At 60.6% G+C, this 17,389-nt stretch carries 8 protein-coding genes, 1 tRNA gene and 2 pseudogenes; 7 read left to right on the top strand and 4 right to left on the bottom strand.

Translation table 11 applies throughout. The features are described 5' to 3' along the window. Nucleotides 1–65 precede the first annotated feature (65 nt). On the top strand, nt 66–899 hold the full coding sequence (locus MA07_RS10755) for an SDR family NAD(P)-dependent oxidoreductase (protein ID WP_036350335.1): 834 nt from the start codon (nt 66–68) through the stop codon (nt 897–899). Nucleotides 900–943: 44 nt separating this feature from the next. Further along, on the top strand, nt 944–2,125 hold the full coding sequence (locus MA07_RS10750) for an adenylate/guanylate cyclase domain-containing protein (protein WP_052003059.1): 1,182 nt from the start codon (nt 944–946) through the stop codon (nt 2,123–2,125). Nucleotides 2,126–2,422: 297 nt separating this feature from the next. Here MA07_RS10750 and MA07_RS29610 read toward each other — a convergent pair. Next, nucleotides 2,423–2,494, bottom strand: a tRNA-Lys gene (locus MA07_RS29610). Nucleotides 2,495–2,630: 136 nt separating this feature from the next. Between MA07_RS29610 and MA07_RS10745 the strand changes: the two genes are divergently transcribed. The 4 genes from MA07_RS10745 (at nt 2,631) to MA07_RS10730 (ending at nt 12,141) form a co-directional block, all read left to right on the top strand. After that, nucleotides 2,631–3,866 carry a site-specific integrase gene (locus tag MA07_RS10745; protein ID WP_052003058.1) on the top strand — a complete coding sequence of 412 codons (1,236 nt, stop codon included), beginning with the start codon at nt 2,631–2,633 and terminating at the stop codon, nt 3,864–3,866. A gap of 1,366 nt (nt 3,867–5,232) precedes the next feature. Continuing rightward, nucleotides 5,233–6,999, top strand: coding sequence for a tyrosine-type recombinase/integrase (locus MA07_RS30130; protein ID WP_036350333.1), 1,767 nt, complete (start codon nt 5,233–5,235; stop codon nt 6,997–6,999). Nucleotides 7,000–7,253: 254 nt separating this feature from the next. Next, on the top strand, nt 7,254–8,162 hold the full coding sequence (locus MA07_RS30125; protein WP_160195427.1) for a site-specific integrase: 909 nt from the start codon (nt 7,254–7,256) through the stop codon (nt 8,160–8,162). A 337-nt stretch (nt 8,163–8,499) separates the two neighbouring features. Further along, on the top strand, nt 8,500–12,141 hold the full coding sequence (locus MA07_RS10730; protein ID WP_036350330.1) for a FecR domain-containing protein: 3,642 nt from the start codon (nt 8,500–8,502) through the stop codon (nt 12,139–12,141). Nucleotides 12,142–12,421: 280 nt separating this feature from the next. Here MA07_RS10730 and MA07_RS10725 read toward each other — a convergent pair. Then, a pseudogene (locus MA07_RS10725) lies at nt 12,422–13,028 on the bottom strand (IS5 family transposase); the annotation flags it as partial. A 2-nt stretch (nt 13,029–13,030) separates the two neighbouring features. Here MA07_RS10725 and MA07_RS28920 point away from each other — a divergent pair. Further along, nucleotides 13,031–13,414: pseudogene (locus tag MA07_RS28920) on the top strand (transposase); the annotation flags it as partial. Here the strand turns inward: MA07_RS28920 and MA07_RS10720 are convergent. Beyond that, nucleotides 13,383–16,652 carry a TIR domain-containing protein gene (locus MA07_RS10720; protein WP_036350328.1) on the bottom strand — a complete coding sequence of 1,090 codons (3,270 nt, stop codon included), beginning with the start codon at nt 16,650–16,652 and terminating at the stop codon, nt 13,383–13,385. The pseudogene MA07_RS28920 and the gene MA07_RS10720 sit on opposite strands and share 32 nt — an antisense overlap. A 4-nt stretch (nt 16,653–16,656) precedes the next feature. Then, a complete protein-coding gene (locus tag MA07_RS10715) occupies nt 16,657–17,271 on the bottom strand; it encodes a DUF4231 domain-containing protein (protein WP_081928909.1) in 615 nt (204 codons plus the stop codon). Nucleotides 17,272–17,389 lie beyond the last annotated feature (118 nt).

Here is a 17,389-nt window from a genome sequence, read left to right as displayed (position 1 = left end):
CCCCGCTCGTCGGCAGCGCAATCGGTCTCTAACGGGGAACTGGGATCAACGAAAGGAAAGATGAGATGAGCAGCAACGTTTGGTTGATCACCGGTGCAGGCCGGGGCCTTGGTCTGGATATCGCCAAGGCCGCACTGGCCGCCGGCCACAAGGTGGTTGCGACCGGCCGCAACACAGAGAAGGTCGCAAAAGCCATCGGGGAGTCCGAAAACCTCCTTGTCGTGAAGCTCGATGTAACTTGCGCCGCGGACGCCAAAGCGGCTGCACTGGCCACGCTTGAGCGGTTCGGGCGCATCGATGTGCTGATCAACAACGCGGCCAGCTTTTATGCCGGGTACTTCGAAGAGCTGACGCCCGAGCAGATGGATCGTCAGCTCGCAACGAGCCTGCTTGGGCCCATGAACGTGACGCGGGCCTTTCTCCCGGCGATGCGCCAGCAGCGGTCCGGCCGGATTGTCTCGATCTCCTCGACGGCCGGCCTGATGGGCTTCGAGTTCTGCACCGCCTACTCGGCCTCGAAGTTCGGCCTCGACGGCTGGATGGAGGCGCTCCAGACCGAAGTCGCCCCGTTCGGCATCGAGACGATGATCGTGAACCCGGGCTTCTTCCGCACCGAGCTCCTCACGGAGGAGTCCACCAACTATGCCGAGCCCTCCATCGAGGACTATCATGAACAGCGGACGGCGCAGATCGCCTTCTGGAGATCCCAGAACGGCAAGCAAGAGGGTGATCCGGCCAAGCTCGCTCGCGCTCTGATCACGCTCACGGACCAGGACGAGCTGCCGCGACGCTTCCTCGCCGGTGCTGACGCTATCGACATTGCCGAGCAGAAGATTGCGTTGCTACAGCAGCAGATTGAAGCGCACCGGGAACTGTCGAGCTCGCTTGCCATCGACTGAACCAGCCCGGTGGCGGTTGAGGCTGCACGGAAAGGTCACGGCCGATGACGCGAACGGAGGATATCACGCTCTGGCTTGCCAACGAGGCCCCCCATGACACCGTGCAGGGGCTGTTCGCCGGCTTTTGCCAGGAAATCGTCCGGTCCGGGGTTCCGGTCTGGCGCGCCTCTCTGGGCCTGGAGGTGCTGCACCCGGAGGTGAGCGGCTGGCAGCACGTCTGGACGGACGAGAGCCTGTCGGTGCGTGCGTCCGACCGCGCGACGGCGTCGACCTCCGAGTCGTACCTGAACAGTCCCACCCGTGTCGTCGACGAGACGGGACGGCCGTTCCGCCGCCGGCTCGATGGCCCTTGCCCCGACATGCCACTGCTCGAAGACCTGCGCCTTGCCGGAGGGACGGATTACGTCATGTATCCCCTGCCGTTCCTGGATCAGACCCGGACCGCCGTGATCTCCTTTGCCACGCAGCACCCGCAAGGCTTTGACCCGGCATCGCTTGGGGGATTGGAGTTCGCCACCAGGCTTTTGAGCCCGTACCTGGAGCGGCATGTCCTGCGCCGCATCGCCGTTGACCTGCTCGACACCTACGTCGGCCCTCGAACGGGGCAGCGCATCATTGAGGGCCGGGTGGATCGCGGCGCGGTCGAGATGATCGAGGCTGCGATCTGGTTTGCAGACCTGCGGGGCTTCACCCTCCTGTCCGAGCAGTCCCCCATCCCCGAGGTACTGGCGAACTTGAATGCCTGGTTCGGCACCATCGGCGATGTGGTTGAGGCCCATGGCGGCGAGGTGCTCAAGTTCATCGGCGATGCCGTCTTAGCGATCTTCCCGACCTCGGGCGAACACGACCGCATGGCAGCCTGCCGGAAGGCACTGGCGGCCGCACAGGAGTTCGGACGGCGGACCGACGCGGAAAATGCCCTGCGTCGTTCCTCTGGCAACCCACTTCTCTCCCACGGTTTGGCGCTGCACGTCGGCGAGGTGGCCTATGGCAACGTCGGCGCTCCGCACCGGCTCGACTTCACGGTCATCGGCCCAGCGGTGAACCGGGCCAGCAGGCTCCTGGATCTGGCCAAGCGGCTGGACCAGCAAGTGCTGGTCTCGCATGCCGTTGCACGGGAGCTGGATCAGCCTCTGGTCGATCTTGGGCGCCATCCGTTGCGGGACGTCGAGAAGCCGCAGCGGGTTTTTACCTTGCCCAGGCAAGGCAGTGTCCGATCGCACTGATCGGCACGCCAAGTGATTTCCATCCGCTCAGCACCTGCCAACCTGTGCCGATTTTCACTCGCCCCTGGAAGGTCTCCTTTGGGTCAATCGGAGGCATTCAGCGCGACCGTGACAAAGTCCGCTCCTTGGCTGATTCCTGACGTTTGCTGATTCTGGCGGCAGGGTTCGACCTGCGGGTGAACCGACGCGATAGCAGGGGAAAGCTGTCTAATTGAGCTTGCTTCCCATACGCTTCCCAATCCGGTTTTCTGGGAAGAAGGACCAAAACCAATCAGCATCTAAGTGATTGGTATGGCTTGGTGAGCGCGCTGGGACTCGAACCCAGGACCCTCTGATTAAAAGTCAGTGCCCAGCCGTTTTCAGTACCTCACAATTCATCACATTCATAAGCGCTGTGGATCAAGCAAATCAAGGCATTGAGAGCATTTGTGATGTGTTGTTACCCTCATTCCATAACAGCCGCTAACAGCCCTCCTCCGTTACCCTCGCGTTACCCGGACCTCACATGCCTGCCTCTCTCACCGCTCGCTCCGTCGAGAATGCCAAACCGGATCCCAACCGCCGCCTCGAGCTGCCAGACGGTGCCCTGCCTGGGTTCTACCTTGTGGTGCAGCCCTCCGGGGCCAAGTCGTGGGCCGTGCGCTATCGAGCGGCCGGGAAGCCGAAAAAATTCACTCTTGGCCCCTACCCTCGTTTGACCCTCGGAGAAGCCCGCGAGCAGGCGCGCGCGGCTCTTCGCCTGGCTTCCGAGGGTCGAGATCCCGCAATCATACGGATGACTGCAGAGCAAGAGGCAGAGGCGACAGCCAAACTACGCTTTGGGGCTGTCGTAGCCGAGTTTATTGAACGCTACGCCAAGCCGCGAAACCGCACTTGGCCTGAGACCGAACGCCTCCTCACCAAAGCTGATCTCGCCCCTTGGCAGAACTGGGACCTACGAACTATCAGCCGGCAAGATATCCTATCCATTCTTGACGGCATGGTGGAGCGAGGTTCGCCCATTCAGGCCAACCGGCTTGTCGCTGCTCTTCGTCGCTTCTTTGGCTGGACGGTCGAGCGAGGACTGATCAACACCTCCCCTATAGCCTCATTGAAGCCGCCATCTGCTGAGACCCACCGCGACCGAGTTCTCTCGGACGAGGAACTTCGGGCAATCTGGCTGGCAGCCGATGAGGTCGGCTACCCGTTCGGGCGCGCGGTACAATTGATGATCTTGACGGGGCAGCGCCGCTCCGAAGTATTGGAAGCGGAGTGGCACGAATTTGACCTAGAGCAGCGGCTCTGGAGTATCCCCCGCGAGCGAGCCAAGAATGGCTCTGGGCATGTGGTGCCGCTCGCCCCGGCTGCCGTCGCGCTGATCCGGAGCCTGCCTAAGATCGGCTCATCCCCCAAGCTCCTGTTCACCACGAATGGGCGCAGTCCGTTTTCCGGCGTGTCGAAAGCTGTCGAGAGGCTCTCCGTCGGAGCAGAGAGGTACATGGACGAGGACAGTGCACTTAAGGCTTGGCGGTTACATGACTTGCGGCGCACTTTCGCGACGGGTTGTGCCCGTTTAGGGGTGGCTCTCCACGTAGTTGAAAAGTGCCTGAACCACACCTCTGGAACCTTCAGCGGTATCGTTGCTGTCTATCAACGTCACGATTTTCTGGACGAGAGACGGCATGCCCTTGCTGCTTGGTCTGAGCACGTCATGCTTATAGTCAGCACGTTGGTGAAGGAAGCGCGTCATGCCAGTGCATGAACCTGTAAAGGCTGATAGCGATACCGAACTGGCAAAATTGCCCATGCGATACAAGATGGCTATTTGCGATGTGTTTGCAACCAATGGCCTGATTGACGCTGTTCAGGTACAGCTGGCGCTCGATCTAGCATGCATGAGGTATCGCCAGTCCATACTTCGACGACCGGTGAATGGTTCTAAAACATTCTCATCTAGAAAAGACTTCTCAGCGAGTTCATTCGCTAAAACGATATCCGGTCGAAGCAGCTTCATCAACCAGTTCATTGAGCTGCATGCAGAGCAGATGAGGTCAGTATCACTTGTGTTTGATCCTGCTGCGTCGCTTCTACAGGCTACCAACCATTGGAACAGTTTCGAATACGTCCTCAAGACATTGGGCTCAACGCCGTGGGCCGTTAGTAGAACTCGCACTCGCCCGAACGTTCGGGCTGGCTTCGACACAAACCGAGGGATGAGGAGTCGGGAGCGCTTCTATCTTTGGGAGCCCATATTCGATCTTTGGAATACAGGCCGTCGCGGCGTCCGGTTCTCTCGAGCGGGACCTATTATGTCGATCCTCAACACTTTGCACGATGGACTTGCACTGGACCGGCCAAGTCCAGACACCGTTCGTGACGCAGTCAAAGGTTGGCGGAAAAGAAAGAGCACCTGAGTAACCTGACATGAAAGCCAGGTGGTGTGACTCCTGCTCAAATAGGCCAAACCACACCATTATGGAGCTTTGGAATACAGATCATCATGGTCTCGCTCGTTAACACAGGAGCGAACATGACTGATCAAGAGATCTATCTGACAGGGCGCATGATGCGGGCGCGCTACAACGTCAGCGGTATGACATTGTACCGGTGGGAGCGCGATCCATCGCTTGAGTTCCCAAGTCCCGTTATCATCAATCGGCGCAAATACTGGCCGCTCAGTGTGGTTGTCACTTGGGAGGCGTCTCCGGTTGGCTTGGGAAGATCCAAGAGGAGGCCCGAATGACCGCTTCGCCTCCTCCTCGCAAGGGCAAAGTCGTGCCACAGATGATGACGGTTGCTGAATTCGCAGCAAGGTCATCGCGATGTTCACGTACCATTCTCCGCCGCATCAAGTCGGGTGACCTCCGCGCATTCAAAGACGGTGGCCAGTACCTCATCACAGAGGAAGACGCCCATGCATTTTGGGCCGCTCGGCGGACCCGCTGACAGCACTTTTTCTGTCCGCTTTTGTCCTGCTCTGTCAGCCACTTACAAGTCTTCGGGAAGACTCCCTAGCTGAAAACGTTCCAGCTTTTCCGTGCTAGTCTTCCCGAATGTCACCTTCTGTCCGCTTCTGTCCTCCCGTGACCGGCGCGGACTCTCCCGAAGCTTCCCAATGAGAACTGGACATGAATGCTCCCCTCACCTCCCGAACGTTCAACAGCCCGTTCATTCACCCAACAATGCCGACCCTACTCGACGTGTCCCAGCAGATCGCCGCCAGCAGTCTAAAACAGACTCGCAAGCGTGATTGCTTGTCGGCTCTGCGCCGTGTGAGTGAGTTGCTCCACGAGCCGCTCTCGAGCCTACCGGCAGATCCGGAGGTCCTCCGGGCGCGGCTTGAGAAAGCCAGTCCAACCTTCACTCACCTCAGCCCGAAGACTTGGGCCAACCTACGCTCAAACCTTTTGACTGCACTGGAGGTTGCTGGCCTCAATCAGGTTCTCAGAACAGCAAAAATCCCGTTGACGCCAGAGTGGCAGGCCTTGGCGCAGAACCTCCCTGATCGGCGGTTTCGGGAGGGTCTCTCGCGTTTCAAGCGCTTTTGCAGCGGCAACAACATCGCGCCACGGCAGGTGGATACCGAGGTTCTTCTCACCTTCGCGGACGCGTTGCGGACCAGTACCTTCGCCCGCAATACAGACACGATCGTTCGGGATACGGCAACTCTGTGGAAACGCCTGGTGCACCTACGACCCGATCTCGACCTCAACGATGTCACGGTGGCGAGCCGTAGACAGGCTCCGACAAGAGTGGATCTTGGCGCCCTGCCCACCAGTTTTGTCGAAGATCTTGAGGCCTATCTTGCCTGGGCGCTCGGACAGGATCTGTTTGACCCGAATACCCGCACGAGGCCACTTGCACCAAAGACCGTACAGCTCAGACGCCAGCAAATCCAGTCCGCCGTCACCGCCCTGGTTCAGTCGGGCACCCCTGCCGGATCTCTTCTCTCACTTGGTGATCTCGTAACTGTTGATGCGGTTCGCAGCATTCTGCGCGGACGATATGAGCACGTCGGACGGAGCGCAAACGCCTACAATGACGGGATTGGAAAGACCCTGGTGAGCGTCGCCCGCGAGTGGGTCAAGGTCGATCAACAGGGCTTGGTGGTCATCAAACAGATCTGCGCGAAGCTTCCCGCCGTCCGACCTGAAATGACGGAGAAGAACACGGCTCTGCTGCGCCACTTTGATGATCCTGAGGCGCTTCCGCGCTTGTTTAACCTCCCGCTGGACCTGTGGCAGAGTCTGCAAGGAGTGTCGCGCTCGGAAAGGTCGCTGGCGCGAGCCCAAGCGGCGGTGTCGATTGCAATCCTGCTCTATTCTCCACTACGCGTCGCGAACCTTGCTGCTCTCGAGATTGGCGCCACGCTCATTCTGCCGACCCACCGGGATGGCCAGGCGACCATTGAGATCCCGGCTCACAAGACTAAGAACCGTGCGCCGTATAAGGTGGTTCTTCCGACCCCTGTGACCGCGATGATCCGTGCCTTTGAGGAGGCCTTTTTACGTCCGCTTGGGAGCCAATTGATCTTTGACAACGGAAAGGGGCAGCCCAAGCGTGAGGTCACTGTGTCATGGCTGATCGAGCGGACGATCCGGCGCCACATGGGGTTCAAGATGACCCAGCATCAGTTTCGGCATTTGGCAGCGAAGATCATCCTGGACGAGGAGCCCGGGGCCTATCCTCTGCTATCGCAATTGCTCGGACACTCCAACCTCAAGACAGCCGTGCGCTTCTACGCCGGGCTCGACACGAAGCGGGCTGCACGCCATCACGCGATGCTGCTCGAGCGCACGATCGCACGGCACAGGGCCGCGACAGCGTCGCCCGTGAAACTCCGTCGGCAGGCTCCAACCGGTGGCGGACACAAGAACCGCGGGAGTGCGCGATGACGCGGCAGTCCTGGTCCTGGCCAGTGCACAAGGTGCGCCGGCCCAACACGCGTGTGCGGGTGTCACTCCGTCTAGAGGACTGGCCGAGTGACGACCGGGCGAAGTGGCAGGACGCCACCCAACCCGCGGATGTGTTCGATCATCCCGGATCAGCGAGCCACTTAGGGTCGCGCACCCTCAAGGGGCTCATCGATTGCTACGGTCGGTGGCTCGGGTTCTTAAGGAGCATCGACCCGCACCTGTTGGAGCTTCCAGTGGCGGAACGCGTCACGTCTGCACGGGTCGAGGATTTCTGCCGGGCTCTGGCCGAAACTAACTCCGCCAGAGGGGGAGCTGCCGTCCTACATAAGATGCGGCACGTACTTCTGCATCTTGCCCCCGGCGCTGACTGGGACTGGCTACACGCGATCGCCAAGCGCCTCACGAGCTCGTCCACGCCGCGCTCTAAAATGGCAAGTCTGCGGATGAGCGACGAACTCTACCAGCTTGGTTTCGATCTGATGGACCAGGCGGACGCAGCCGTGGCGCAGGGCACGAGGACCAGAGAGAGGGACGCCCTCGCGTATCGGGACGGGCTGATGATTGCTCTGCTTGCGGCTGATCCGATCCGGCGGAGCAACTTCGCTGGACTAGCGATCCAGTGTAGTCTGATGAAGTCCGGATCGGCCTGGACAATCGTGCTCACGGCGGCCGAGACGAAAGGTGGGCGCGCGCTGGAGTATCCTGTACCGCCCCGGATCGGCGAGCGACTGGATCAGTATCTTGCCCGCTACCGGCCGGTCATCTACGGCAGCCATACCCATCCAGGGTTATGGGCATCCGACAAGGGCTGCCCGATGACAGGCGGGGCTATCTATGACGCAGTCTGCCGGCGCACGAAAGCCGCCTTCGGGCAGCGCGTGTATCTGCACCTGTTTCGTGATGCGGCAGCGACCTTTTGGAGCATGGAAAGCCCGGAGGCAATTCTGGGCACACGCGATCTGTTGGGGCATCGGAATATTGACACAACTGACCAGTACTACCGCCACGCCCAGACTGTCCCCGCAGCCCGGCATTATGCCCAAATCATCGAGAGACGGATTGGCCCGGCAGCAAGCACCCGACCGGTACGCATTCAATTGACGAAAAAGCCGCGCAGCGGGCCGTGTCCTCCCCCCGAATAAACCAGCGTTGGCCAGCGCGGATGTTGTCCTTGGCGTAGAACAGAGGCCAAGTCGGCCGCTCACGTCTGATGCGCTCGCCGATAGCCGTACCAGCTTCGTTGTCCTGGCTGCTATGGGACTGTACCCGAGAGGTCACGTAGAAGCGGGCTTTATTGGGGCAACACTCTCATGCAAGAGAGTTCACCGAGGTTTTTGTTGACGCCTCACTATGATCTTGACACTCTCCCCCTCCCTGCGGCGTTAAGTTTGGCACTTGCACCGAACTTGACCCTTTTATCGTCTCTGACGACGCGGTATCGTCACCGCCCTTGTCACGCTTCGCAATGGTGCGCTATTGATGCCATTCCGTTTCCTACGGCTTGTTGCCGTAAGCGGTCTGTTTGCATGTTGCCCGGAGGCTGCCCTTCCACAAGGGTTAGTCTCCCGCCTCTCACCATTAGCGGGGTCCATTACAGCCGCTAGAGGTGGCGAGGAGTTGCGGCCGATCCAGGAGGGCAGCTGGCGCCCGATAGAGATCCGGCAGAAGCTTATCGATGGAGATGCCATTCGCACTAACGCATCTGGCAACCTTGCAATCCTGTTTGCGGACCAGACGCTCGTTCGTCTTGGCCGCAGTTCGGTTCTTACAATTCAAGAAGTTGCCTCACATATCGGTGGCACAACCCACCTCGAGCTGCAGTCGGGCCAACTCTGGGCTCGTGCAAACAGGGGTGGTTCGGGTGTCGAAATCAAGACTGTAGCCGGCACTGTGACGACGAGCGGCACCGACTGGTCGCTCTCGGTCGACGGGAGCCGCACCTCGCTCATCGTGCTCGAAGGGGTGGTGGAGCTCTCCAACGCGCAGGGCTCCGTCACGGTGCGCCAGGGCGAAGGCGCCGTCGCCACAATCGGCCAAGCCCCTACGAAGTTCATTCTCACGAACTCGAACGACCGCGAGCAGATGCTCTTCTACATGAGCCTGCGCGATACGTTCTCGTCCATCTCCACCTCGCCCCTGACCGGGCCTGCCCTGCGGGCGGAGCGGAGCCGGATCGCCGCGATCCCCCCGGAGGCGCGCAGCACCGAGGACTGGCTCAGCCTCGCCGAAGTGGCGCCGTCGCTCGACGGACGCACGGCTGCGGCCGAAGCCCTGGCCCGGGCGCGGAGCCGGGGCCTGAGCGCCTCGCAGCGCGCCCGCGCCGACCTGGTGGAGGCGGCTCTCCTGGCTTCACAGCACCGCTGGTCGGAAGCCGCCACGCTGTTTGCCAGGGCAGAGCGGGGTGTCGATCCTAAGCGGCGCATCTTCGCTGCTTACGGGCGCTACATCGCCCAATCCCTGGCCGATCCGAAGCGGGCCTATCCGGAGCCCAGGATCGCGCTCAACGATCCTTTCGCCATTCTGGCTCATGCCCATATCATCGCCTTCCGGAAGGATCTTCAGGCCGCGGCCGAGGTCCTGAAGGACGGACAGCGGCGCTTTCCCAACGATGCACGCCTCGCCGTGACGGCGGCGCAGATCGCCTATGCCCTTAACCGGCGCGAGGAGATGCGGGACGCAATCGCGCGCGCCAAGGCGCTCGATCCTGACGACCCCGAAGTGATCGCCGCCGACAGCAGCATTCGCGGCGATATCGACGGCGAGGTCAACGCGGCCGTCGAGGCCCTGCGCCGGGCTGCGGCCATCGCGCCGGGCAACTCCAATGTCTGGAACAGCCTCGGCCTGTTCGAGTCCGAACGGGACCGGCCCCTCGCCGCAGAAGAAGCTCTGCGCCGCGCCATCAAGGCCGATCCGGGCAGCCCCGTCTCCTATGCCAATCTGGCGATCCTGCTGCTCGACCAGAGCCGGGTTGAGGAGGCAGGGGTCCTGATCGACAAGGCCTTGTCCCTCGACCCGGCCTTCAGCGTGGGTTACATCGCCCGTGGCCGCTACCTGCTGCAGAAGGGCGAGGCTGCCAAAGGGCTTGAGGCGATCCTCGCCGGCTCGGCAGCCAATCCTGGCCTGTCACAAGGCCTGCTCATGGCGGCTGTCGCCTATTACCAGGATGGTGATGAGGAGCTGGCGGACCAAGCCCTCGACAATGCCGACCGGCTCGATCCGAACGATCCCGTGGTTGCCAGCGTCCGCACCGCCATTGCCATCGACCAGTATCAGGCGGATCAGGCGGTGCTGGCCGCCCGCGATGCCGTGCGCCGCTATCGTCAGCGAGGCGGTGATTTCGCCGGTCTTGCCGTCAACAAGGAGGGCGGCACCTACCCAGGCCAGGCCTATCGCTTCCTGAACCTCAACGAGTGGTCGCGCTTCTACGGCGATCGGGTGTTCGATCCTTTCAGCGCCTCGACCTATTTCGATCAGGCCGCTGTCGAGCGCCCGAACCTCGTGACCGGCAGACGGGATATCGCCAATATCGAAAGCGGTGTCGGGAGCGATCCTTCGTCGTTCAACCTCATTGTGCAAGGATTGTTCTTCGATCCGCTCGCCGTCTCCGGACGCATCGGCCGCATCGACCTGCTCCGCCGCCCCTTCCTCGATGCGGAGGTCGGCGGCTCGCTGCTGCACCACAACGGCCGCATCGGCTGGGGCGCCGATGCGACGGTGCAGGGCTTCTCGAACGAGCCGGTTCCTACATCCTTCTCGGTTACTGCAAGCCGCAAGAAGACCAATGGGCGCGACCTGATCGACCGGGAGGACGTGGACAACGCCGCCTTCTTCGTCGGCATGGCGCCCTCGGCCACCGACCGCTTCCTCGTGTTCGGGGCTGCATCGAACAACGATCCGGCCATCGCCACGATCAACACTCCGACCAATTTCGCCGAGGGGACGCAGAACAATGTCGCCATGCTCGGCGGCGCAGGCTGGAGCCACAGCTTCAGCGACCGGAACGTCCTGACGGGTGCCGTCTTCGGCATCAACGCCATCGAGCGCAGCTTCACGAACACCGCGAATTTCGAAACCGTCCCCGGTTTCGTCATCGGGGGCCGCAACTGGCAACGGACGCGGACGGAGGGTGCCTCGGCCGCCCTGTCCCACATGATCGGCCTCGGGGACCTGACCATGCATTACGGCTTCGAGGCGCAAAGGGGCCGGATGATCACCCGCGATACGGGCCGGGCCTTTGTCTACAACACGGCCACGGACACGTTCGAGTTCTCCGACATCGACGAGCGCTCGAGCGCGACCTTCCGCACAACCCGCCTCTACGCGGATGTTTTCTGGCGCCCCTTCGACTGGTTCGAGGCGCAAGCCGGCATCGAGCGCAGCACGGTCAAGGTCGAGGATCAGCCGGACGATGATGCGGTATCGCCGCACGTCGGAATCGGCATCTCGCCCTTCGAGGGACAATGGCTCCGTGCGGCCTACCGCCAGGATACGGGCTCTCCCATCGCCTTTACTCTGGCGCCGGTGACCACGGTCGGTCTGGTGCCGAATGCCCTGCCTACGCAGCTGGGCGCGGAAACCAAGACCCTGGCCCTGCGCTGGGATGCGGAATGGTCGCCTTATGTCTTCACCTCGGTCGAGTATCAGCGTCAGGATGCGGAGAATTTGAGCCTTCCCATCGCCTACAGGTTCGACAGCATCGACATTGAGAAGGCGCGGATCGACCGTCTTGCTGCAACGGCCAATCTCTGGCTCACCCATGGCATCGGCGTGTTCGGCACCATCGGCACGATCTCGTCGGAGGTCCGCTCAGGGGAGGCGCGGGGCGCCGACGTGCCCTTCGTGGCCGGCAGATTTGCCCGCGCAGGCTTCACCTTTGTGCATCCGAGCCGGCTCAGGTTCACCCTCGCCGGAAACTTCGTGAGCGATATCACCGCCAATCTCGCAGGACGTAAGATCGACGATTACTGGACGGCCGATGCCGCCCTGACCTGGGAATCGCCCGACCGCCGTCTCCTTTTCGGCCTGAGCGTGCTCAACATGCTCGATGAAGATTACGAACTCGCCCCCGATATCAGCGGGCCGGGGCGCACCATACAAGCAATCCTGAAGACCCGTTTCTAGAGCAGGTGTAGAGCCGTGGTTCACGTGTGGGTATCAGACACTCACAAGTGGCGCGGGAGCTCCGGCAAAGGCGATTACCCACTATTCCAGCCTGAGCGTCTCGAAGAAGGAGACCACGATCTGAAGCGCGGACGAGTAGGCCGCCGCCTTTGGCTCGGTGCCCTCCCGACCAACCTCAAACCTCTGACTAAGGTCCTGCGTCGACGTGGCCACAATATCTAGGTTAGAGTTGAGGCGAGGCCACTGAGATGCCGATGGACTAGAGCGTGTCTGCAAAGGGCTATAACCAGAGCATGATCATGCCGAGGTTGACCATTGCGAGATAGTTGGCAGCACGCTTCTCGTAGCGTGTGGCGATGCGGCGGAACTGCTTGAGGCAGATGATCAGGCGCTCAACTTTGTTGCGCTCCCGATACGCCTCACGATCAAAGGTTGGCTGAGAGCGCTGATCCTTGCGGGTCGGGATCACCGGTGAGATCCACCGCTGGCGCAACCGGCGCCGCGCGGTTGGGCTGGAATAGCCCTTGTCACCGGCCAGCCGCCGCGGCCGCAAGTGAGGACGCCCTCGTCCTGATCGGCCAATGGTGCCGCCATCCAGCAGGCCCTCCAAGACGATCTGCTCGTGACGCTCGCCTCCGGTGAGCACCGCGATGACCGGCCTGCCTCCGCCTTCCGCTCGCAGGTGCAGCTTGGTCGAGAACCCGCCTTAGGAGCGGCCCAGAGCTTCGGCCGGCGCCTCACCCCCTGATGGCGCCGGTCCGACGGGCGCCGGCGGCGTGCTGATGAGCGCGAACAATGGTGGCGTCCACGAAGTGGAGGTTCTAGTCGATTTCACCACGAGCATCAGCCCCGGCCTGCAGGGCGGAGAGGAGGCGCTGTCAGAGACCAACTGGCGGCCCATGTCACGCCGGCTACCGCCGATAATCGAGCCGAGGTAGGGCAGCTGGCGCAAGCCGTGCAGGTGGCCGCCGGCGAGAGTGTCGATCTGGCCTATGTCGATCAGGGTTACACCCGGGAGAGGGCCGCGGCGACAGCCCGAGGGCATGGGATCGGACTGGAGGTGGTGAAGCTGGCTGAGGCCAAGCGCGGCTTTGTGCTGTTGCCGCGCCGGTGGGTGGTCGAGCGGACCTTCGCTTGGGCTACGCGCTTTCGGCGTTTAGTGCGTGATTACGAGCGTCTACCTCAAACTCTTGCTGATCTGCATGTCGTTGCACTCGTCTGTATTATGCTGCGACAGGCCGTCAACTACATCGCAGTCCACAACAGTCTCTAGATCTTAGCTTGGCAATTTCAGCTTCTAAGTCTTCATGTGATACCTGTTGGCCGCTTTTCAAAGTCCCGCTCGCGTCCAAGCCCTGAGCGACACCTAGTGCTTCTTCGAGCAGAGCGAGCTTCCGCACCAAATTATTACTTTCAGATGCTAGGACTTTGAGACTGATGATCAAATCAATCTTCCACCCAGGATCGCTTGGCTTTAATGATGCGAGATCGCGATGGATGTCTACGATCTCTTCATAGGCACTGAGTGCACTAGCTTGATTATTCATAGACAGCATCAAATTACCAAAGAGGTTTAGATTTTCCGAGAGATCTCTCTTCCACTCAATATTACCTGGATCGGAATTCACAAGCTCCCTTTGGAGCCTTAGACTTTCCTCGTAAGCTAGATGTGCGCCGGCTAGATCGTTTGATGAGGATCTTATTTTACCAACGTTGTTGAGGCCAACTGCGAGATCTCGTTTCCATCCACTATTGGCTGGATCAGCTTCAAACAGCTGGCGTCGAAGCTGCAAGCTCTCCTCGTAGGCCGAACCTGCGCCGACCAAATCGTTCAGTGAGTACTTCGCGCTGCCAATATTATTGAGGCTTACTGAAAGATCACGCTTCAACTCATGAGATCCGCCCTTGTCCAGCTGCATAAGGCTACGTTGGATCTTAAGTCCTTGTTCATAATCAGCAAGTGCGCCATCCAAGTCATTCGACGTGAACTTTGCATTGCCGCTATTGTTGAGGCTGACCGAGAGATCGTGTCGCCATCCATAGTTATCTTGACTCGATGCCACTAGCTCACGCTGGATCTTCACTGCCTCGTCGTGAGCCTGAAGTGCTCCAAGCGGGTCATTTAGACCTAATTTCACGTTACCAATTTTGCTGAGGCTAACTGAGATATCGCGTCTCCTCTCAGTATTCGCTGGATCGGATGCAGAAAGTTGGCGTCGGATCTGCAAGCCTTTCTCATAAGCCTGAAGCGCCATTGCTAAGTCATTTGTTCGCTCATATATGCTTCCCGAGTTATCTTGCATTGCTGCGATACTACTTTGGAGATCGCGATCGCCAGGAATAGCAAGTGCGAGACTCTCAACGGACTTGTTAACTGTTTCAAGAATGCGGCGTACGGATTCGGCTCGCATTCCAGAAACATCCTTTAATCCTTGTGCGATATCGAAAATAAGACTGTCAACAGACTGCTTTGCCGCCTTGAAAGCTAATTCGGCCCGATCGCGCTCGAGCTCCGCCAAGTTCCTTTGTGATATTGCCTCTTTAGCATTTGTACGAGCGACATTTCTCTGCCAATTAGCATATGTTCCAATCAGGCTGGCAATCACAAAGAGAGTAGCGAAAGCGACTGCAGCAACACGCGTCCGGTAAGTTCGTCTTTGGTCGGCTTCTACAAGATCCTTGTGCTGCTTTTCGCTGCTTCGTACAAAAACCTTTTCGTCGGCTGAGAGCCAATCCGGATGACCTGTGGCAAGCTGAGAGAAGAGTTCTCGATCGGCCCCGGTCGCGAGGCGATCTTTCTTTGCCTTTTCGTCGTGTGCACTAACCCAGCTTGCTGTCCGATCGATCAGTGCATCTAAAGTCCGCTTATTTGCGGCAGCTGCTTGGAGCCAGCGCTGGAAGCGAGGCAATTGGGTGACGAGCGCCTCATGGGCAATTTCGGCTCGTTCATCGCCCTCCGCCCCGCTGATCAGAACCAGCCGATTGCCTTCCTCACGTGCTAGCGTCTGCACCATAGTCCAGCGCCGATCGTCGAACTCGCGCCGACGTGCCAGCCGCCGGGAGGCGCCACCTGTATCGCCCAGGCGAACCAAGCGGATGAAGACTGCCTCAATGTCGCTCTCGCTGTATTCGGGGCGGAGTACTTGCTCGTAGATGCGCTCGGCGGCCCGAGCGAGCGCCCCCTCCACGCGACCGATTTCCGACGAGACATAGGCTTGGAGAAGATCGCCGCTGTACTTGCCTCTCAACCGCCAAGTTTCTGTCAGTGCGAACTGCACGAGGGCCAGAGCACCGGGCCGCGTGCCGACATCCTTGAGCACAGCCTGGGCGAGCGCCTCCCGCTCCCCTGCATTCACACCTGCTAGTTTGAGAGGCTCGGTCACGATCCGTCGCAAATCTTCGTCTAGCATCCGGCCGAGCAGATAGCGCGCCTGTCGGTCATGTTCTTCCAATCGGTTATGGAGAGCTGGGAACTCCGAGGTGAGATTGTAGTAGTCGCGCCGCATCGTGAGTACGATTGCAAACGCATCGTCCTTTGGATCAGCAAGACCGAGCAGCAGATCCACAAAGGGCTGACGCTGCTCGGGAGGCGTGAGCGTCCAGAGTTCCTCGAATTGGTCTATCACGAGCAACGTCCGGGTGCGATCCGCCGGCAGGTCACAGCGCAAGGCGTGACGTACCTTCTCGCAGTCGCCGTTGATCGCCCACTCTATTAGAGTACTGCGATCCGACAGGTCGCGGCCGAGGCGCTGGGCAGCATCGTTCACTGCCTCTCCGAGCGCTCGGCGTGGGTTCGCCCGTGGCCGAGCCTCGACTACATGCCAGATCTCCGCGTTAGCTCGCTGCCCCTTCAACTCCGCGAGTGCACCGCCGCGCCAGCGGGGCACCAGACCAGCCCGCACCAGCGACGACTTGCCGGATCCACTATCGCCGGTGACCATCAGCAGGCGCGTGGCCGCCAAGCGATCCACCAACTCCTGCGTCTCGCGTTCACGGCCGAAGAAGAGATGGCTACGCGTCTCGTCAATGGCCTTGAGGCCAAAGAAGGGTTCTTTCTCCAGTACGAGTGTGCCGGCCTTATCTTTCCCGAGCACAGCTGCGACCAGCTTCTGGAACTCGTCGGGGTTGCTTTCAACGTTCCGCACCCCTTGGAACTGGCGGGCAAAGCCAGGCAGCGCGCCTGAGCCGTCTGCTCCGGCAGCCAGGATGGGGATGAACGGGAAGTGCCCCTCGCCGCTGATCGCTCGTGAGAGAGCGAGGTCGACTTCGGCCTCAACCCAGTTCACCACGCCCCTAGAGCCGATATAGACCGCGAAGGCTGTCGCTCGGCGGCTGATGGCCTCCTCGAGTTGTGGTCGCCACTTCTCGCCTGCTCGAAGATTGTCCTTGTCGAACCAGACCCGCAATCCCGCCGCCTCGAGCCGCGCTTTCAGCCGCCGCGCCGCCTCCGTGTCTGCGCCGGCATGTGATAGGAACAGGAGGGGACCACCGTTTGAATCAGGAAGGGTCATCGTTCTATTCCCGCTTGCGCTCGGGACCGCCTTGGTCTGCTCCCGAGCCTGCTGCCGGTGGGCGCGAGGCTGATGGACTGTTTTCGCTGCGGCTCTGCCAGTAGATGTGCTGCTCTTCAGCGATGATCGTCTCGATCGCCTCGACAAAGCGCAAAAAAGCCTCCTCCTCATCCTTGGCGCCGCGGTACTCACCGGCCCCGTTCACATAGAGGCGCCGCTCGCGCTTCATCCGCTCGCTGGCCACCCGGTAGGCAGCCCAAGTCTCATCGTAACGGGCAATCTGGCGCCAGCCCTCGATCAGCGCTACGGCGGCACCGAGCAGCGCGGTCAGCACTGGCACCCAGAAAGCGTCCCTGAAGACTTGGAGAAAGGAGGTGGTTGCACCGGCAGCGACCACGGCAATGCCGAGCACCTGCGCGCGAGATTTGAACTGTGTTGCGTGCTTGCTGTACCAGCGGCGCTGGTCCTGAAGGTCGCGCTGGAAATACTGATCAGCACGGGCTTCGCGGGATCTAGCGGGTGGCTCCTCACGCGAGTCACTGGCCGGGGCATCCATGTTCCCGGTGACAGAAGTGCCGCCTTGGGCCTGCTGTCCGTCCAGTTCCCGCATTAACCGCATGGCCTATCTCTAGTGGACCAGGATGGCCCATGCAGGTGATGATGTCAGCCCAGCCTATCCATAAGGGTTGAAACAATATGAAATATCGTAAACTCAGTATGGGGTTTCCTTGGAAATT

It is taken from the genome of Microvirga sp. BSC39 (assembly GCF_000739015.1).
Classification (GTDB): domain Bacteria; phylum Pseudomonadota; class Alphaproteobacteria; order Rhizobiales; family Beijerinckiaceae; genus Microvirga.
The sequence above is the reverse complement of the archived record's forward strand: the minus strand, read 5'-3'. Positions and strand labels throughout refer to the sequence as shown.